Source organism: Paenibacillus sp. FSL H7-0735 (assembly GCF_038008505.1).
GTDB lineage: Bacteria > Bacillota > Bacilli > Paenibacillales > Paenibacillaceae > Paenibacillus_AQ > Paenibacillus_AQ odorifer.
On the sequence record NZ_JBBOZH010000001.1, the window covers coordinates 1,354,100 to 1,372,177 of the forward strand.

At 45.4% G+C, this 18,078-nt stretch carries 16 protein-coding genes; 3 read left to right on the plus strand and 13 right to left on the minus strand.

Annotation, left to right across the window (positions count from 1 at the left end; translation table 11 throughout):
- Window positions 1-134: 134 nt before the first annotated feature.
- The 5 genes from NSS82_RS06205 to NSS82_RS06225 all read right to left on the minus strand — a co-directional run bounded on the left by NSS82_RS06205 (window position 135) and on the right by NSS82_RS06225 (window position 5,271).
- The gene (locus NSS82_RS06205; RefSeq protein ID WP_076273485.1) at window positions 135-2,081 is read right to left on the minus strand and encodes an FtsX-like permease family protein; all 1,947 of its coding nucleotides are present in this window, start codon (window positions 2,079-2,081) and stop codon (window positions 135-137) included.
- Window positions 2,056-2,826 carry an ABC transporter ATP-binding protein gene (locus tag NSS82_RS06210; protein WP_036679832.1) on the minus strand — a complete coding sequence of 257 codons (771 nt, stop codon included), beginning with the start codon at window positions 2,824-2,826 and terminating at the stop codon, window positions 2,056-2,058. Before NSS82_RS06210 ends, NSS82_RS06205 begins: the two co-directional genes overlap by 26 nt.
- Before the next feature lie 239 nt (window positions 2,827-3,065).
- A complete protein-coding gene (locus NSS82_RS06215; RefSeq protein ID WP_036679831.1) occupies window positions 3,066-4,064 on the minus strand; it encodes a sensor histidine kinase in 999 nt (332 codons plus the stop codon).
- The gene (locus NSS82_RS06220; RefSeq protein ID WP_076100491.1) at window positions 4,061-4,759 is read right to left on the minus strand and encodes a response regulator transcription factor; all 699 of its coding nucleotides are present in this window, start codon (window positions 4,757-4,759) and stop codon (window positions 4,061-4,063) included. Before NSS82_RS06220 ends, NSS82_RS06215 begins: the two co-directional genes overlap by 4 nt.
- Window positions 4,760-5,058: 299 nt before the next feature.
- Complete coding sequence (locus NSS82_RS06225) at window positions 5,059-5,271, minus strand: hypothetical protein (RefSeq protein ID WP_141118572.1); 213 nt, start codon at window positions 5,269-5,271, stop codon at window positions 5,059-5,061.
- Window positions 5,272-6,694: 1,423 nt separating this feature from the next.
- Between NSS82_RS06225 and NSS82_RS06230 the strand changes: the two genes are divergently transcribed.
- Window positions 6,695-7,600 carry a GNAT family N-acetyltransferase gene (locus tag NSS82_RS06230; protein WP_076273319.1) on the plus strand — a complete coding sequence of 302 codons (906 nt, stop codon included), beginning with the start codon at window positions 6,695-6,697 and terminating at the stop codon, window positions 7,598-7,600.
- 252 nt (window positions 7,601-7,852) lie between these two features.
- Here NSS82_RS06230 and NSS82_RS06235 read toward each other — a convergent pair whose 3' ends face one another.
- On the minus strand, window positions 7,853-9,007 hold the full coding sequence (locus NSS82_RS06235; protein ID WP_076273335.1) for a phosphodiester glycosidase family protein: 1,155 nt from the start codon (window positions 9,005-9,007) through the stop codon (window positions 7,853-7,855).
- Window positions 9,008-9,265: 258 nt separating this feature from the next.
- On the opposite strand from NSS82_RS06235, the gene NSS82_RS06240 reads away from it, so the two are divergent.
- Both NSS82_RS06240 and NSS82_RS06245 read left to right on the plus strand, forming a co-directional pair.
- Window positions 9,266-9,853: a histidine phosphatase family protein gene (locus NSS82_RS06240; RefSeq protein ID WP_076273320.1), complete on the plus strand. Its 588-nt coding sequence runs from the start codon at window positions 9,266-9,268 to the stop codon at window positions 9,851-9,853.
- Between the two features lie 77 nt (window positions 9,854-9,930).
- Window positions 9,931-10,749, plus strand: coding sequence for a GGDEF domain-containing protein (locus tag NSS82_RS06245; RefSeq protein WP_081383651.1), 819 nt, complete (start codon window positions 9,931-9,933; stop codon window positions 10,747-10,749).
- Between the two features lie 65 nt (window positions 10,750-10,814).
- Here NSS82_RS06245 and NSS82_RS06250 read toward each other — a convergent pair whose 3' ends face one another.
- The 7 genes from NSS82_RS06250 to NSS82_RS06280 form a co-directional block, all read right to left on the minus strand.
- Window positions 10,815-12,047, minus strand: a complete 1,233-nt coding sequence (locus tag NSS82_RS06250) for an SLC45 family MFS transporter (RefSeq protein ID WP_076273321.1) — start codon at window positions 12,045-12,047, stop codon at window positions 10,815-10,817.
- A gap of 4 nt (window positions 12,048-12,051) precedes the next feature.
- Window positions 12,052-12,789 carry a glycerophosphodiester phosphodiesterase gene (locus tag NSS82_RS06255; protein ID WP_076104695.1) on the minus strand — a complete coding sequence of 246 codons (738 nt, stop codon included), beginning with the start codon at window positions 12,787-12,789 and terminating at the stop codon, window positions 12,052-12,054.
- A gap of 102 nt (window positions 12,790-12,891) precedes the next feature.
- Complete coding sequence (locus tag NSS82_RS06260) at window positions 12,892-13,758, minus strand: STM4011 family radical SAM protein (protein ID WP_076273322.1); 867 nt, start codon at window positions 13,756-13,758, stop codon at window positions 12,892-12,894.
- Window positions 13,755-15,104 carry an STM4012 family radical SAM protein gene (locus NSS82_RS06265; protein ID WP_076273323.1) on the minus strand — a complete coding sequence of 450 codons (1,350 nt, stop codon included), beginning with the start codon at window positions 15,102-15,104 and terminating at the stop codon, window positions 13,755-13,757. The genes NSS82_RS06260 and NSS82_RS06265 overlap by 4 nt, the downstream gene beginning before the upstream one ends.
- A 32-nt stretch (window positions 15,105-15,136) precedes the next feature.
- Window positions 15,137-15,919 carry an STM4013/SEN3800 family hydrolase gene (locus NSS82_RS06270; protein WP_076273324.1) on the minus strand — a complete coding sequence of 261 codons (783 nt, stop codon included), beginning with the start codon at window positions 15,917-15,919 and terminating at the stop codon, window positions 15,137-15,139.
- Window positions 15,919-17,256: an STM4014 family protein gene (locus tag NSS82_RS06275; protein WP_256718569.1), complete on the minus strand. Its 1,338-nt coding sequence runs from the start codon at window positions 17,254-17,256 to the stop codon at window positions 15,919-15,921. Before NSS82_RS06275 ends, NSS82_RS06270 begins: the two co-directional genes overlap by 1 nt.
- The gene (locus tag NSS82_RS06280; RefSeq protein ID WP_038568990.1) at window positions 17,216-18,061 is read right to left on the minus strand and encodes an STM4015 family protein; all 846 of its coding nucleotides are present in this window, start codon (window positions 18,059-18,061) and stop codon (window positions 17,216-17,218) included. Before NSS82_RS06280 ends, NSS82_RS06275 begins: the two co-directional genes overlap by 41 nt.
- Window positions 18,062-18,078 lie beyond the last annotated feature (17 nt).

Below are 18,078 nucleotides of genomic sequence, written 5' to 3' on the forward strand. Positions count from 1 at the left end.
CCTCCTTGCTTCATTAATTAATAGCTCACTAACTATAGCAAATTGCCTAATGATCAGCTAGAGAACCTTTTGGTGCTGACATAAGTTCCAAGCCGCGAAGTACATCCAGGGTTATGATTCTTTTCGACATGTCGTTACACCATTATTTTCTTGAGACTATGAATGTAACGTGATCTCGCAATAAGGAAATAGATAGTTTGCACAACCAGAAATACAGCTGATGTAGTAAGCACGGGCACAGTTACATTTGTGATATTAATCTGTTTCAGTATCGGACGAATCACGACAAGAGTCTGGATGGTGGCAATAATAATCGGAATATAGAAAAGTACCGAAATCTGTTTGGTAGCAGAAGCTGACATTTCTTTAGTGCTTAAACCGATTTTGGATAAAGCATTATACATTTGCTTATCTGTATTGAGCTCAGTATGAAGCTTAAAAAAGAGAAAGCTGGCCGATGAAAGCGAGAAGATCAGAGCGATAAAAATCCCTATAAAGCTAAGCATGGCAGCTCCCTGCTTGGTCGATAGATAGCTGTCTGCTCGCGATCCCAGTATAGCGCTGTATTGATGGTTAGCCTTGTTAGCGGCTTTATTCCATTGGATGAGGTCTCTGGTGACAACAGCTTCAGCTGAGCTGTCATTAGGTGTAGGACCGTCCCATGCAGGGATTTTGTATAGATATTTCACATAAGGTCTCGTGTACTTCTCTGTTGAAGTAGAAATCTTATGATATAAGTTGTCATCTACGATTAGAAGTGAGGTGGCCATTGGATCTACTGGATGCACCTTTGGTGTTCGTAATTCTTTTAGCATCAGCTCCTCATCTTTCTGAACCTTCAAATGAATCGCTCGATCAGCAGCAAAATTCTGTGAATTCATATGTGGGTTCAGCAGTAATACAGCTTCTTTTTCAGACAAGGGCCCAACCTCGGACACATCCATTTGTAAGCCCAGTTGATTGAACTGTGAGCGGGAGATCAGATCAATTCCAAGTATTTTTTCCTTATCGATTCCTTGAATGGAAGCAGAGATTAGTTCTACTTTATTCTCTGTGTACTCGACTTTAGCATTCTTTAATTTAGTGTGAATGGGCTCTAAATCTGGTGCTTCATCCTTCGGATCATAAATCGTATAACTCACAGCGAATGGGGATTTTTTATAGAGGTCTGAGTTCGCTTGATTAATCGATAAAAGAATCCCCGATGCCATGCAGGCAAGCGAGGTAACTACAGTTACAAGGAAGAGCATTCTTGCATTGTCTTTAATCTTATAACTCATCTCAGAAATCCACAGCAGATTGGTTCCGCGCCACAGCCGCTTGCGTCTTAGTTTTAGTAAGCGAATGCCCAATACAGATAACTGAGAGTAGAAAAAGTAGGTTCCAGCGATACCTGTGACAGCGGCGACTAACAGTGAGGTCGGGGACAATTGCTTCCGAATCGCGAGAGCGCCGACGGTCAACAGTAGAAGCCCAAAGAATGAGAACAATAAGGAGACACGGGGTTCTTTTTTAGGTTTAACATTTCCCTTAAGCAGTTCAAGAACTTGATGCTTACGAATGAACAATAATGTGAAGATCGAAATGACCAGAAATAATGAAATGAAAGAGATAGAGGTAATCATTAACGCCTTCATTGGCCAATAAAAGGGCAGTGGCTCCATGCCCATAATTGTCGTGCTTAGCAGCAAAAATAACTTGGATAAAAGCATGCCGAAAGACACACCTGTTACAATAGAGAGCAGTCCGATAAGCATATTTTCTATAAGAATCAGCTTGTTGATCTGGCCAGGGCGTGCGCCTAAAATCATCAGTATGCCGAACTCCAGATTACGCATTTTCAGAAATGCGCTAATCGAATATAGAACGAAAAAGAACGCAAAGATAAACACGATGTAAGAAGCAATTTGCATGCCGGAGGCTGAATTCGCACCCAGCTCGATGTTGGTAATACTAGGGTGGTAAATAAAGACTGAATAAGAGAAAAAGATCATGACCATAAAAGCACTGCTTAAGAAAAAAGCAAAATAAGCGCGTGAATTACGGCGTACATTATTAAACGCGAATTGAGGAAAGTTCATGACTATTCCCTCCCCAGAACGAAAGTGTGTCGATAATCTTTTGGAAGAAGGCCTGACGGTTATCGCCCCGATGAATTTCCGCTGCTAGTTTGCCGTCTTTTATAAAAACAATTCGGTTGCAGTAGCTCGCTGCCAGTGGATCATGTGTTACGAGCATTAGCGTGGTGCCTTCTTTGTGATTAATATCCTCCAGCGATTCCATCACCATCCGCGAAGAATTGGAGTCAAGCGCACCCGTAGGTTCATCGGCCAAAATAATCGAAGGAGAGGTGATGATCGCCCGGGCAATTGCGGTCCGCTGACGTTGTCCCCCTGAAATTTCATAGGTGCGTTTGCTCAGAATATCGGTAATGTTTAAGCGTTCTGCGACTCTTTGAAGCAAGATCTCCATCTGGGAGAGCTTACGGTTATCCAAAGTCAGGGGCAGCACAATATTCTCGGCGACGGTTAATGTCTCAAGCAGGTTGAAGTCCTGAAACACAAAGCCTAGTTGTTTTCGGCGAAAGTGGGCGAGCTCTTTTTTATTCAAAAGATAAGGGTTGCTGCCGTTGATATTCACTTCGCCAGAGGACGGCTGGTCGATTGTGGATACCATATTGAGCAGTGTTGTTTTACCGCTACCAGACGGTCCCATAATTCCGACAAATTCACCTTTTTCAATATTTAGATGAATATCAGTGAGGGCTTGGGTCACTATTTTGCCGGGGTATACCTTATGAAGTCCTTTGACTTCCAATACGTTCATATCATTCATTCCTTCCAATACAAAAATGATTTCATCCGCCTTATTCGGGGAACGGGTTATGTATATAATTTATAAGATCGAGAGATTAGCTGCTATGGATTTACCTTAAGGTTTCCTTACAGAGAAGTTAAGGTTATGTTCGCCTTTCTCCTTGTGAAGAATGGGTTGAGAGATAAGTAACCTATAAAGAAGAAGGAGGCTTCAAAGCCATGAATAATGACGACGAAGTCCCCTCAATATTATTTCTGTAGATGATCACTGTTGCTAAAAATAAGCCGCACGCGGGTTCCTTCCCCGAGCCGGGACTGAATATCCACCTTGTGTTCGAGCCTGTTGCAAATCTCCCGGACGAGATACAGCCCCATCCCTGTCGATTCATGATAATGTCGTCCGCGGTCACCCGTAAAGTAGGGATTAAAGACCCGCTTCAGATCCTCAGGAGAAATGCCGATCCCTTGATCGGTAATATCCAGAATAGTGTCGGTGCCCACACGCTGAGCTGAGAGGGTAACGGTTTTGCCAGAACCGGAGGTATAGTTTACGGCATTAGTTAAGATTTGGGCCAGCATAAACATTAACCATTTGGCATCGCTATATACCGCTAGATTGGCATCCACCTGTATATCTACTTTTATGCCCCGGCGTATGAATAGTCTGCGATTTTCGGCTACCGCCTCACTAACGGTTTTGCGCAGAAGTAACGGTTCAACTTGAAAATCATTTTCAAATCGGTCAAGTCTTGAAGTGTAGATAACCATCTCCAGCCCTCCGCGCAGACGTTCCAGTTCCTCCTGAATACTTGCGGCAGCCTCCTCTTCAAGATCCTTTAGCGTAAGCTGAATTACAGAGAGCGGGGTCTTCATTTGATGAACCCAGCGATTCATGAATACGATATGCTGATCCATCTGGCGCGCATGCGCATTCACTTGCTCTTGATACTGGCGGTCAATAAGCTGCAATAACTCATGGATAGCTTCTGAAAGAGGAGTGTCTCCTAAGGAAACAAGATGTTTTTGGAGCATGTCCATAGGTTCGCTTAATGCTGCATACAATCTCCGGTGCTGAACGTATCGGTAGCCTAGATATAGCAGTAGAACTACGGTACTCAAGGCGATTCCATAAAGCATGATAGAGATAGGTCTGTTCTCACCAGACAGCCAATACAGCAAAGGGATAAGCAGCATCTGAAGCAGATAGAATAGGATCAGTGAGATCTGGTCTCTCCAAAAAAGTCTCATGGCGTATCCTTAGAGACATTAAGCCGATAGCCAGCGCCTCTTACGGTTTCCACAATGTCACCAAGACCGAGATCCTTGAGCTTTTTGCGGACACGGGTTATGTAGACATTTAATGTATTGTCATCTATGAAATGCTGATCCTTCCACATGAGATCGAGCAGACGCTCCCGGTTAACCACTCGTCCTTCCTTAAGCAGTAAAGCTTCCAGTAGAACCGCTTCCTTCTGGGTTAGCTCACTCGTGTGCCCGTCGTATTGGATCACATATCGTTCAGGATAGAGGATTAAACCTCCAGACTGGAGTTTATGCTCTTCTTGAGTCTGTGAGTATGAACCGTATGCTCTACGTATGTGGCTGCGGATTTTGGCAAGTACAACCTCATAGTGAAAAGGCTTAGTGATATAATCGTCCCCGCCATTCTCAAGCGCCATCACCTGATCCATTCCACTATCCCGTGCAGAAATGAACAGAATCGGGCAGAGTGAGAGGGAACGGATCTGGCGGCACCAGTAGAACCCATCATATTTAGGCAGATTGACGTCCAGTAAGATAAGGTCAGCCGAGCTTTCATTAAAAGTCTCCAGCACCCTGTTGAAATCCTCTACAATAATTGTACGGAACCCATATTTCGATAGGTACGTGCTCAGCAAGCTTGCCAGCTTGGCATCGTCCTCTATGATTAGAATTGTCTCCATATTTTCACTCCTTTGTTCAGTAATACAGTAACATGGACAAGGAAAATTATGCAAAAAGAGTACTCTTATTCGTGGTCAACGTAAGAATCTAGCTAGATTTACCGAAGGGGAATTTTAGCTGATCTAAGTCTAGCTGACCTAGCCTAGCTGGCCTAGCTCTAGCTGATCTAGCTCTAGCTAACCTAGCCTAGCTGACCTAGCTGTAGCTGACCTAGCTCTAGCTGACCTAGCTGTAGCTGGCCTAGCTCTAGCTGACCTAGCCTAGCTGACCTAGCCTAGCTGACCTAGCTGTAGCTGACCTAGCCTAGCTGACCTAGCTGTAGCTGGCCTAGCTCTAGCTGACCTAGCTTTAGCTGACCTAGCTCTAGCTGAATAGCTCTAGCTGATCCAACTTTAACCGATCTACCGCTAATCGATCCAAAACTAACTGATCTAAAATCTAACTCAGCTAGATCTATGCAATCCAAATTTAGCTCAAGCGGCTTATCCAGACTTAATTGCACTTTGTACACTTATTTCTGCGTAGATAGTCCATAGAAGCCATTTAATTGCACTTCGTGCAACTAAAAAGGGTGAATTCGGTGCAATTAAAGGAAAACCGGAAATTTAACTGCACGAAATACAACTAAACTAACTTTTGAATGAGCATTCTGAGGAATAGTTGCACTAAATGCAGTTAACGGATGCGTGGAGCTCATATATCGCTTGAAAATGCTTGATCAGTGACTATTTCCTCCAGAAGAAGATCGCCCACTCAACAAACTTACTCTAATTGCACTTTGTACACTTATTTCTGAGTAGATAGTCCCTAGAAGCCATTTAATTGCACTCTGTGCAACTAAACAGGGTGAATTCGGTACATTTAAAGGAAAACCAGAAATTTAACTGCACGAAATACAACTAACTATCTTTTAAAGGAGCATTCTGAGGAAATAGTTGCACTAAATGCAGTTAACGGATGTGTGGAGCTCATAATTATCGCTTGAAAATACTTGATCAGTGACTATTTCCTCCGGAAGAAGATCGCGAACTCCAAAACTTTCTCTAATTGCACTTTGTACACTTATTTCTGCGTAGATACTCATTAGAAGCCATTTAATTGCACTTCGTGCAACTAAACAGGGTGAATTCGGTACATTTAAAGAAAAACCAGAAATTTAACTGCACGAAATACAACTAACTATCTTTTAAAGGACCATTCTGAGGAAATAGTTGCACTAAATGCAGTTAACGGATGTGTGGAGCTCATAATTATCGCTTGAAAATACTTGATCAGTGACTATTTCCTCCGGAAGAAGATCGCGAACTCCAAAACTTTCTCTAATTGCACTTTGTACACTTATTTCTGCGTTGTTGGTCATTAGAAGCCGTTTAGTTGCACTTAGTGCAGCTAAAAAGGGTGAATACAGTGCAATTAAAGGAAAACCAGAAATTTAACTGCACGAAATACAACTAAACTAACTTTTGAAGGAGCATTCTGAGGAATAGTTGCACTAAATGCAGTTAACGGATGTGTGGAGCTCATAATTATCGCTTGAAAATACTTGATCAGTGACTATTTCCTCCGGAAGAAGATCGCGAACTCCAAAACTTTCTCTAATTGCACTTTGTACACTTATTTCTGCGTAGATACTCATTAGAAGCCATTTAATTGCACTCTGTGCAACTAAACAGGGTGAATTCGGTACATTTAAAGAAAAACCAGAAATTTAACTGCACGAAATACAACTAACTATCTTTTAAAGGACCATTCTGAGGAATAGTTGCACTAAATGCAGTTAACGGATGTGTGGAGCTCATAATTTTCACTCAAGAAATGTTTGTTTTGTGAACGTACGGATCATATTCGGTAGTATAAAATAATAATAACTAATTATGATATATGCTTCATTTTGCATCCCCCTTAATATGAAATTAAAGAGAGGGGCGCGGAAAATGAACATTAATTTTAGAAGCTACCGTTCAGAAGATCTGCTAAAGGTACGTCATTTTCTTATACAAAGTTATAGTAAGCTAAAGACTCCAAATACCTGGCTTATAGACCGCTGGGAATTCGTTGTTTTTTTTCAGGAGACGAGAAGTGGAACGCTGGAGCAATGGGAACAAAAAGTAGGCTTATGGGAGTATGAGGATGGAGAGCTTGCAGCTGTAGTGTGCAGGGACGATGGGTTCTATTTTCAGTGTGCTGAGATGAATCCTCCGGAAAAATTACTTGAAGAAATGTTCGCTTTTGCTGAACAAAAAGCTGAGGAAGAGAACGGTGGTTACGTAGAGCTGTATGTGCCAATACCGGAGAATATGACTTTTGCGGCGGAGGTTGCTCGTAAGAGGGGGTACCATTTAACGGGTGGTAAGGAAAGCGTAAACTCCTTGCGATTGGATAAGGAATTTCCTGTGGAGCTCCCCTCTGGATTCAGAATTTGCAGCGGAGATGAGATCGAGGTTACTGCAAAAGCGCTCGGACATATTATGGCCTTCGACTATGCAGAAACGGTGGAGGCAGAACTCACGCTGCTGCATTATGGGAATATGAGTAACGCTCCAAGTTATAATCCGCAGCTCGATCTTAGCGTTGTGAATGACGCGGGCGAAGTGGTTTCCTTTTGTAATATTTTTTGGGACAGCAGCAATAGAATTGGTATTCTGGAGCCTGTAGGCACATCCATTAATTATCGAAAGCTGGGACTGGGACGGGCGGTCCTACACGAAGGATTTAACCGTTTAAAACAACTCGGAGCTAGTAAAGTTTACGTAGGTTCGATGCAGCCTTTCTACGAGAAATTGGGCTTTACTACTGAAGTTTGGTTGCAGGTGTGGGAATATTCAGGTCACACAGATTAAGTTGCACCGGCTGCCCCCAACACTGGATCTGTCAGCAGTACCTAAACTGGCAACGTACTATGAAAAATCCCCTTGATGGGTAAGTCGTCAAGGGGATTTTTGGGTTTGAGCTCGGCAATCATATGCTGCACAGTAGTTTCAAACGTCGTACAGCAATCATACCGCTATAGCAATTATGCGCTGCAAACTGCCTCTGATTACACTTTGTACAATAGAATCATATATTCTTAGTAGCCGTCTGGCCAAGAGATTTTATTGATATTTGACTACAATTGCATTGCTGATCTGACGCCCAGGGGACGTGAGATATTTGCCGTTGTAGTAGAGCCCGCTGGATGCACCACCATCCAGATTCATGGCTTGATACGCTCCAGCTTGCTTCATCATTTCTGCCAGCTGTGGGATGGTGGCTCCACCAGTGGTCAGCAGAATGAGCTTATGGTCGCGTGTTAATCCGAGCGCGCTGCGGGCTCCGCCGCCGGTCAAGATTTTCGGATCCTTGAAGCCTTCTGCCGCGACATTAAGGGATACCTTGCCGTTCACAAGAAGACGCGGACCGGCTTGAAGAGCTCCTTCCATGGAGCCGGAAGCGAAGCGGCTTGTGAAATCCAGCCCAGGAATCAGTGACGCTAGATGGTTGCTGTCATAGGTAAAAATCGTCCGGCGATCCCCGGAGCTATTTTTAAGCATTTTTCCACCGCTGACAATGTAACCGTATGGAGCTTTGTATGCTCCTTTTGTATAGGCATCAAAAAACGTTCCGTTAATCGCAACTACGGCATTATTACGTTTAGCCAGACTGCTTAGGTCCTCCACTTTTCCGACCGTATTTCCAGCCAGTACGACATCAAGTTTCACCTTAGGATGCAGCAGGGATACTGTAACCGTCTGGGCTTTGAAGGATCTGCCGCCAACCTTGAAGGTTTTACTAGCGCTGACAACTGGTGAAGAATCCGCTTTGATTAGTGCGCCGGACTGTACAGGAACAGTGGTTGCAATATCATTACTCTTAAGGGTTAATGAAGAGGCTTCCTTATCCCAAGTTAATTGAATGCCAAGTGTTGTGCTGATAAAAGACAACGGAATATATACCGTGCCGTTATCACTGAAAGCAAGATCAGTTAGTGTAACCGACTTTTCATTGACGAGCGCAGCGGTTTGACCTAATGTAAGCGTTATGGTTGTGTCTGCATTCGTAATGCTTATACGTTTTTCGTTAGGATTCCATACAGATTGTATACCAGTGAAGCTATTTAATAGACGCAGTGGTATGTATGAATGGTTATTCTTGTCCACATAGACGGTGTTTTTAGGAACCGGTGTTGCACCAACAGTGGAAGGGCAAGTGGCGACAAGTGGAATGAGCAGTAAGAAGGTAAGAAACAAAGTGGACCCTAGCTTTTTCATCATAAACAATTACTCCTTATCTTGTAGCTGTTGTAAAAAACGACAAGGTTTATTATACCTCATGTTCAAAAACTTGGATAACCTTTATTTTAAAATGTTCATAGGGTGAATCTGATAGAATATAGATTATATTATTTATATTAGCACTGAAGTAGCACTGAAATTAGCATTATAACTAGCACTATAACTAGCACTATAACTAGCACTACAACCAGTATCACAACTGCCACTAGACTCATTAGCTAAAAGGAGATTTTTATGACTACAATAGGTTTAATTCGCCATGGAAGTACCGCGTGGAATAAAGAAGGCAGAGTGCAAGGGCATACGGATAATTCATTGGATGCTGAAGGTCTGCAACAGGCACAACTACTGGCTGAACGTCTGAGCACAGAACAATGGGATTACATATATTCAAGCGATTTACTCAGAGCGCGGCAAACGGCAGAGGTTATTGCAGAAAGATTAGGCCTTGAGATCACGGGTTTAGCGCCGGGCATTCGAGAGATGTATGCGGGACTTATTGAAGGAACTACGCAGCAAGAGCGGATTGAACGCTGGGGAACCGATTGGAAGACGTTAGATTTGGGTTTGGAAACTCCAGAAGCCAGCGAGCTCAGAGGCAGCGAAGTGATTGAAGAAATTGCGGCGAGACATCCAGGCAGTCATATTCTGATCGTTAGCCATGGTGCGATTTTACGCAGTAGCCTTAGAAGACTACTTCCAGAACTGGACGGCACAGTATTATTGAACAATACGTCAATTACGCGAATAACAAAATCCGAATCGGATGGCTCCTGGGACTGCGAGTTATATAATTGTGCGCGGCATTTGGAGAAAGAGTAAGTGTTCAGATAATGTTCAGAGCTTTTTTATATATTGGTATCGCAGTACAGTAAGCTAATTATTTGTAGTTCAGAAGGATGTGCGAATTAAAGGTGGTAGAGGTTCAGATTTATTTACAAACGTTAATGTCCATTATCATCGCAGGGGTTGTAGGTTATTTAGTATTGAGATTTTACCGGGATGTTGCTAGTAAGGAACCAAAACAAAGAGCGGTTTATACGGGCCTTTCCATAATAACTATCGTCGTTGGATTGTGGGCAATGCATCAGCTAGGCAAAAAATCCTTAGAAGAAACTCTAGAGGTCAATGGGGGGATTTTCACTCCGTTATTGATATACGCGCTTACGATAGCTGTTTTAATGTTTTTGCTTACACGGCTGAACCTTGTTTTGGCGGAAAGAGAGCAGCTTAAGGAACTTGCCTATAAGGATGGCTTAACGGGGCTGTTAAACAAGAATGGAATGGATCACTTTTGGGATCGCTGCAAAGTAAATGAGCAACTAGCCGTATTGTTTATGGATTTGAACCGTTTCAAATCAATTAATGACAGCTTAGGACATCATGTGGGCGATTTACTGCTGCAAGAGGTGGGAGGAAGGTTAAGTCAATTCTCCAGCAAAAGAAAACGCCATATTTTCCGCATAGGCGGTGATGAATTTGTGATCGTAGCTAAAGGCTGCAATCAGAAGGAAGCGGAGCAGTTAGCGGTGCAGATTCTGGAGAAGACGACCAGACATTATCAGCTGGGAGAGCACAACCTCTTTGTATCTGCGAGCATAGGCATCAGCATTAGTCATGGCAAGGTGGATCATTTCAGGCTACTGCATGAGGCAGATACAGCGATGTACACCGCCAAACAGCTCGGGACAGGTCGTTATTCAGTTTTTAAAAATTAGTTTGTTAAATGTAAAATATAAGCGTCAGCCTTGGACATAAATAGATGTCTAAGGCTGACGCTTTTTTAGGCTCCCGGTGTGTGAAACTTGTGGGGTACTTGCTTGCGTCCCTTCATCAAGAAAAGGCAGAGCAGGGCAACCGCCATACTAATCGCTGCTACATAGAACAGGATGGAGTAATCAAAAATATCAATCATTAGCCCCAGCAAAGGAGGCGAGCTGATCGCTGCCAGTGAAGAGACCAAATAATACATCCCTGTTCGAGTACCAATACTTTCCTCAGTCCCCGTAGCAACAACATAAGGATAAGAGTTGATGTTGATACAAGCCCAGAAGATTCCTCCTGTCAGGAGCAACGCTCGAAGCACCAGCAGGTCCTGTGCAAACCCAACAAGCGCAAAGACCGTCATCAGGCCACATACGCCGACGATAATGATCTTCTTTTTCCCGAATCGCCCACCCAGCCAACCGCTCGGAATAGCGAACAGCACAAAGGCAAGGGAGAAAAAGGTAAGGGAGAAGGAGGCTGCTTGTTCACTGAGGCCCAGATGGTTTTTGCCATACAACGTGAATAAGGTTTCGACCCCTTGATAAGCTACAAACCAGAAGAAGATCGCTGCCAGTAGAAAGACTGTAGTACGATCAAGCTGGCCGCGAAAGGAGATTCTGGAAGGCCTAACTATTGTCGCAGAAGGGCTCCCCGCTGTATCGGATAGAAGCGTAGGGCTTTTATTCACACCATCCCGTTTTTCTTTGATGAAGCGCGATACGATAAACAGACATAACAGGGTAATCAGTCCAGCAACGAGAAACGGCAGCGCAGGATTTGATTTATAGAGGATCGAACCCACGCCGAAAGCCAGAATTGATCCGAATCCACCCATGAAATTAATTAATCCGTTAGCCTTTGTACGCTGCTCTTCAGGTGTTATGTCGGGCATGAGAGCGACGGTAGGGGAACGGTATAAACTCATGGCTAAATTCATCAGCATCATAAATAAAAGCAGTGTAAATAGTCCGGTATGAAACGGAATCAGCATAGTCAGCACGGCAGTGAAGGGCATACCAATCATAAGATAAGGCATTCTGCGTCCAAAACGCGAGGTCGTGCGGTCACTCCGATTGCCGATCCAAGGCTGCAAGAATAAGGCGAAGTAATTATCAATCGTCATCATGAAGCTGATTAGGGCTACACTATGTACATATTTTTCGAGGAAAAAAGGTACAAATGCGTTATACAGACTCCATGTAATGCTGATGCTGAAAAAGCCGAATCCGAGCAGCCAGACTTTTTTCACACCATCACACTCCCTTGTCAGCCAGAAGTCCAGCCAACAGGTCTGGATGATCGGTAATAATGCCTGATACACCAGCTTCAATTAAATATTTCATCCGCTCGGGATCGTTAACGGTCCAAGGATGGTAGGCGACGCCATGCTTTGCAGCTTCTTCGACGAATTCAGGCAGTACCGCAAAATGATACGCATGCAACGCGGTCGCTCCAAGCGTAGCTGCATAATCCCAAGGACGATACAGACCTTCCCCGTAGAGAATTCCTGTTCTGATCTCCGGTGCCAGCGACTGACAGTAAGCTAGTGAATAATGGTTGAAGCTCGAAAAAATGACGCGATCGCTCATCTTGAAATCCCGTACGGCCGCGATCACTTTTTCCTCCATGCCCGGATATAAAAAAGTGCCATTTTTAAGCTCGATATTTAGTATGGTATCTCTACCTTGCAACAGATCTAATAAATCTTCCAGCAATGGAAGGCGCTCATCTTTGAATTCAGGTCCGAACCATGAGCCTGCGTCCACTTCCAGCAGTTCTGCGAGTGTATGATCCTTCACATAGCCGGTTCCGCTTGTCGTGCGGTTTAAAGTTTCATCATGAATGAGGACTAGGCCGCCATCCTTGGTCATTTGTACATCAGTTTCTATTCCGGTTGCACCCAGCTCAAGACCTTTGCGGAATGCTGCCATAGTATTTTCTGGACACACTGCCGACGCTCCACGATGCGCAAAATTAATGATGTTGTTCATAAGTTATTGTCCCTCCAACTTTAGTGTTTGCTATGCCCCTATAGATGGGGGCTACTTGTCATATTCCACAGAGAGTAAAGAAACCCTGTCTGGAATTTTAATTCAGTTGTTCATAGCGCCATAAGGGATTCGTTCCAAAAGTCCAGCTTCATAGATGCTCCGCAGCTTCAGCTCGGGCATATGAATATAACCGATATAGCAATCGCATACCTTCATGCGGCAGCTTCTAACCGCAGAGAGACCTTCGAGCCCATCACGGTAAAGATTGCCTATGACACCTCTGTCCTTATAGCAGCGTTTCACAAGCCCAGCGCCCTGTACATAAAAAACATCTTTTCCTGCATTGCAGGCTTGGCCAAGGCTTTCATAATCCATAGCATTTACAGAAAAATGTGGATCAATCTCGCTAAGGAAGGCAAAATCCTCAGCTGTATAATAATCCGGTTTATCTTTGTAAGCATTGATCCATAGGTACACGTTTTCCGGTAATGCAGAGCGAAGTGAAGCTATAGCTGAAAAAGCGCTGCGTATTCCAACGCTTCCCACACTAAACGGAACGTCGTTCTCGTATAAAGTCATACATTGCGCCAGAAATTTATCCTCCCGCACTTGTCCGGGGTGGTAGGTGGCCCAAAAGGCCACTTTTTTATGATTCAGCTGGGAGATGAAATCCAGGTTGGCAGAAAGGTTGGTCTGAATCGCTACCTTCTCTACATGGTCCATATTGGAGAGCGCAATCATTGCTTCTTTGTACCAGCGATGAATCAGCCCTTCGCCATAGGGATTAAAAAATATAGAAAGCCGATGACCTGCCGCACCTTGCTCAGACGCCCATGCTACAAAGGCCTCCAACCCCTGGCGGTCCTTGGCGAGCGTAGCTGCGCTGTCTCTTGTTTTGCCAAAAGGACAATAGGGGCAATCATAGTTGCAGGACGTGAGGGAGCCGCGGTAGTAGAGGACCGCATTCATGGCAATACGAACCTTTCCATCTGCTCTCGGATCTCCCCAGAAATAAACCAATCCCCAATCGAATCAGAGTAACCCATCCCTTCGGTGGTAAGACGCAGGATGCCATCTTCCTCCTGCCCAAGACCGGAATGAAGCAGGTTGGACAGCTCAGGATAATCGTTCCAGAGCGATTGACCGAAACGCTGGCTGTAATCTTCAAGCTTCAGCCCTTCGCTATGTAGAATCGCCTTCAGAATAAAGCGGCGTTTCTGTTCTTCAAGACTCAGCACAATTCCGTAATCCGCAGTATCGTAACGATCCGTCGCAACGTAATCAGCAATAATGCTCTCGGTTGCTTTACGGCTTACCCCATAGCGGGAAGCGTAATGCACATGGCGGGTGTAGGATCTGGCTCCGCAGCCCAAGCCGACCATTCCTTCTTCTTGGCAGCTATAATCGAGAATGGGTTTAGCTGTTCCTGCGTCTTCCTTGGCGAAACGACGCATGGAGTATTGGCGATATCCTCTCGCTCTAAGCAGCTGCCCAGCGGCTTTGTAGCAATCTAGGCGAATATCGTCCTGACGCTGGATATCACCAGGCTTCACAATCGTATGCTCTCGGGTGTAGAGCGGATAGATGAAAATTTCCTCTGGCTCAAAGCTGATCGCTTGATTGAGCGAATATAGCCAAGAGTCGACCGTCTGCCCCGGAAGCCCGTAGATCAGATCTAAATTTAATATGGGAAAATCATATTTCCCCAGCAGCTCTAGTGCCCGATACACCTCATCCGGATTTTGTGGGCGATAGATGGCCGCCGATTCAGCAGCGACAAAACTTTGGATGCCCATGCTGACCCGATCCACCGTATATTCTTTTAGAATATTCAACTTCTCTTCGGTAATCGTCTCCGGTGAAGTTTCCACTGAGATGGAGGCTGTATTTGTATCCAGTCCCATCGTATCAACGGCAATGTGGAACAAGCGGCGGAGCTGATCTGCTGCCAGCAGGGTGGGAGTTCCGCCGCCGATCGCAAAGCGCGCATAAGGTTTATGTCTGGTGAATTCCGCCCATTGCTTTGCTTGGCGTTCCAGTGCATCCACGTATGTGGCATGAACATTAGCGCGTTTATCAGGCAGGGTAAATAGGTTGCAGAATCCGCAGCGTGCGCCACAAAATGGAATATGCATATATAGAAAGAAAGATTCCGCAGGCTCATCACGCCAGAGTGTTTCTAGCGGCATCGGAGGCTGCAAATCCCTGTAAGCCGTTTTGTGTGGATAGGAATACAGATAAGAACGGTAAGGGTGAGCAGTAATGCTGTCTTTCCACTTGTGAAGCTCTTCTAAAGAGAAGGACGATAACGTCATATCAGTTCTCCATCCTTTCCTTGGTATAAATATTATAAAATAAATTCCCGATAAGGGACGTTCCAGACCGTCTCGTGGGCAAGGCGATGCCCCTGATAGCCGTCTTCGCCATAAGCGGTTCCATGATCTGAAAAAGCCAGGCAGAAGACCGGATTGCCGCGTTCCCGGAACGCATCGAACAACCGGCCCAGTTCACCGTCCACATAACGAAGAGCGGCGCGCTGGCTGTCTACGGAGTCTTTTTTAGCACCAGGTACAAAAAAATGATTTGGTCCGTGAATGGCAGAGACGTTGAGGAACATAAACAATCTTTGCTCGCTAGGAGTATCTCTTAGCAGCTTCAAGGCATGGTTCACCTGATGCTCTGTGGAACGCGGATTGGTCACACCGAAGGTCATCCGCCAGTAGCTTTGCTGGAAATAGCTTGGCAACACACGAGCGAGTGGATTTTTTTTGGTGAAAAAAATAACGCCTCCAATACAAACCGTACGATAGCCCTCAGCAGCAAGTCCTGACACGATATCCGGCGTATCGAACAGCCATGTATGAGGATGCGTCTTCATTCCGGTATTTCGGGAATGGAACATGCGGATATGCTCGGTTTTATCCGTTGTAGCTGGAGTAGGCAAGAAGCCGCCGAAAAAAGCGTGATGGGCCGCATAAGTAAAGCTGCCGGGAGTATGTCTTTTCTCCCAGGATCCCGTTCCGCACAGGTTCGGGCAGTTCGCTTCCTCCATAGTAGCTGCATCGTATCGAAGGGTATCGAGTGTGATCATTAGAATGTCATGGGTGCCAACGATAGTGTTCATATCCATTAAGAGGATCCTTCCTTTATAAGCGGTGTTGAGGGATGAGTAATATAGTCTCTGGCGGTTAATACCTTCATTTCCCATTCGTAGGTGCTGCAGCCACGGTATTTCACATCGTACAGCAAATCGCCAAAAGGATTAACATCGGCGACAAAACACTGCTGCGATCCTCCAGATATCAGCACGTCTATCCCGGCAACTCCAGAACGGGGAAATGCCGCCAGCGCTTGCAACGCGGTATTTCGTACCTGCTCCTGTATGAATTCTGATAGACCGGCTTCCGAAGGAGACATCCGCTGGCTGCGTAAATGCAGATTCGTAATTGGGGTGGAACTTACACGAGCAATTGCATGACAGGCTTCGCGAAGAACCACGAGCTGGCGGATATCGAAGGATTTGCCGTTATGGCCGATCTTAGGAATCCATTGCTCGGCATAACCACCATGCCGATAAATCCAGTTAATAATGCCGGAGATCGTGGCGGCATCTGTGTACCGCCGCAGTTTACCGGAATTATAGTAAATGGGCGGTCGGGTGATGTAATTCTCGACCCCTACTGTAGTTAAGGCAACTTCGGCACCTGTAACGGGATGGAGCTGATAGGCGATCACCCCGGAAGCGGCAGAGCCGAAGGCTAGCTTGATGAATACCCGGTGCATTCGCCGGGATATCATCATCTCACGGAGAGAGGCATAGTCCGTAGGCTGCTGTTCCACGCCTAATGGACGAGGAATAGTGATGCCTGCCTCACTTAGAATCTGTTGTGTCCGACGTTTATCGGTCATGGCCGCAATGTCTGCGGGGTCATTTAACCATAGCGAACCTGGACAAACCTCTTTGGCTTCGCGCTGTAGTCTAGCCAGCATGCGGCAATAACCGCGGAACCATTGCGAAGGATGATGCAGGACACCCTGCATCTCCTTCAATTGATGAGCTACCTTCACACGGAGTGGGCGCGGATCAGGTCTTTCAGCGTAGGGATGCAGCGAATCGTCAACATCAACGGCATCAGGTGCGCCAAGAGCGATTAAGGCACGTTCTACCTCAAAGCTGCTTCCAGGCGATTCCAATCTCAGCAGCGGGGGAGCCGCACTGAGATCTATTCCGTTATAAACAGCCGGCTGGCTGGATAACTGCTGCTTCTGCACTTCCAGCAGATCACCTAACGATTGACCTTGCAGGAACTCAGCATACGATAAAATGATGGCGGGTGGCATTCCGAGATCGGAACGCGCTTGCTGAATGCCGCTAGTTCGTTTATCTCCGGGAATACCAATAACGATCATCGGCCGCATGAGGGGCTCATTCTGTGATGGAAGGATAACGCCAGTCTTCCTCATCATCGCTTTCCTGCTTGTCGCTGACATCGACAGGCAATCCACTCTTTTGCCAGCGGCTGATCATCTCGTCAGACATATAATGATGGCTTAGGTTCAATGCCTTTAGTCCCTTGATTCTCTCGCTGGCTAGAAGCAACTCAGCCCCCTCGTCGCTGAGGGTACCTAGAGACAGATCTAGCGTATCCAACTGATCCAGAATTGGAGCATTTGCTACTGCACCGGCGATTTCATCTTGTATTTCGCTATTTTTTAATCCCAGATAGGTAAGTTTAGGGAACTTTCCTACTTCTAAAAGAGGTAGAATATCTGCGAGGCTTCCGTCAAAGCCGTAGTTATCTACGCCAAGATATAGTTCCAGCTTACGCAAATTCGGCAATTGGCTGGCTGCAATATTTTCAAGCACGGTTTTACTCAAGCCACCAGTAATAATAATTAGCTTTTCTAACTTGTCATGTTTTAGCTCTGAGAGGCTTAGCTCATTTCCACCTTGAATGGTGAGTGATTGTAATTCTGGAAAGGCAGGCAACAGCGGTGATAGATCGCTTTGGGTAATCCAAGAAATCTCGCACTCCTCATAACCCATCTCACCAATAAAAAGCTTGCGTAAAGCAGGGAAGCTTGCACTATGCGTAACCAGCGCATCCACAACCTCATCGGAGCTATTCTCGTAGGCTTGCCCCCAATCACCAATAATTAGGCTGGTTAGTGACGCACTTTCAGCGCTGCTGCTTAACTTCTCAATTGCTTTGCCAATTCTTTGACCTTCTTCGAATTCGTCGTATCCGATGCTAAGCTTTACTTCCGTCATGGGTGTTCCCTCCCGGA

Excerpts from the sequence above, each read along its gene's own strand:
- NSS82_RS06240 (WP_076273320.1), top strand. The coding sequence starts at position 9,266 with ATGACTACAATAGGTTTAATTCGCCATGGAAGTACCGCGTGGAATAAA.
- NSS82_RS06280 (WP_038568990.1), bottom strand. The coding sequence starts at position 18,061 with ATGACGGAAGTAAAGCTTAGCATCGGATACGACGAATTCGAAGAAGGT.
- NSS82_RS06275 (WP_256718569.1), bottom strand. The coding sequence starts at position 17,256 with ATGATGAGGAAGACTGGCGTTATCCTTCCATCACAGAATGAGCCCCTC.
- NSS82_RS06270 (WP_076273324.1), bottom strand. The coding sequence starts at position 15,919 with ATGGATATGAACACTATCGTTGGCACCCATGACATTCTAATGATCACA.
- NSS82_RS06215 (WP_036679831.1), bottom strand. The coding sequence starts at position 4,064 with ATGAGACTTTTTTGGAGAGACCAGATCTCACTGATCCTATTCTATCTG.
- NSS82_RS06235 (WP_076273335.1), bottom strand. The coding sequence starts at position 9,007 with ATGAAAAAGCTAGGGTCCACTTTGTTTCTTACCTTCTTACTGCTCATT.
- NSS82_RS06205 (WP_076273485.1), bottom strand. The coding sequence starts at position 2,081 with ATGAACTTTCCTCAATTCGCGTTTAATAATGTACGCCGTAATTCACGC.
- NSS82_RS06265 (WP_076273323.1), bottom strand. The coding sequence starts at position 15,104 with ATGACGTTATCGTCCTTCTCTTTAGAAGAGCTTCACAAGTGGAAAGAC.
- NSS82_RS06210 (WP_036679832.1), bottom strand. The coding sequence starts at position 2,826 with ATGAACGTATTGGAAGTCAAAGGACTTCATAAGGTATACCCCGGCAAA.
- NSS82_RS06245 (WP_081383651.1), top strand. The coding sequence starts at position 9,931 with ATGTGCGAATTAAAGGTGGTAGAGGTTCAGATTTATTTACAAACGTTA.
- NSS82_RS06255 (WP_076104695.1), bottom strand. The coding sequence starts at position 12,789 with ATGAACAACATCATTAATTTTGCGCATCGTGGAGCGTCGGCAGTGTGT.
- NSS82_RS06260 (WP_076273322.1), bottom strand. The coding sequence starts at position 13,758 with ATGAATGCGGTCCTCTACTACCGCGGCTCCCTCACGTCCTGCAACTAT.
- NSS82_RS06220 (WP_076100491.1), bottom strand. The coding sequence starts at position 4,759 with ATGGAGACAATTCTAATCATAGAGGACGATGCCAAGCTGGCAAGCTTG.
- NSS82_RS06230 (WP_076273319.1), top strand. The coding sequence starts at position 6,695 with ATGAACATTAATTTTAGAAGCTACCGTTCAGAAGATCTGCTAAAGGTA.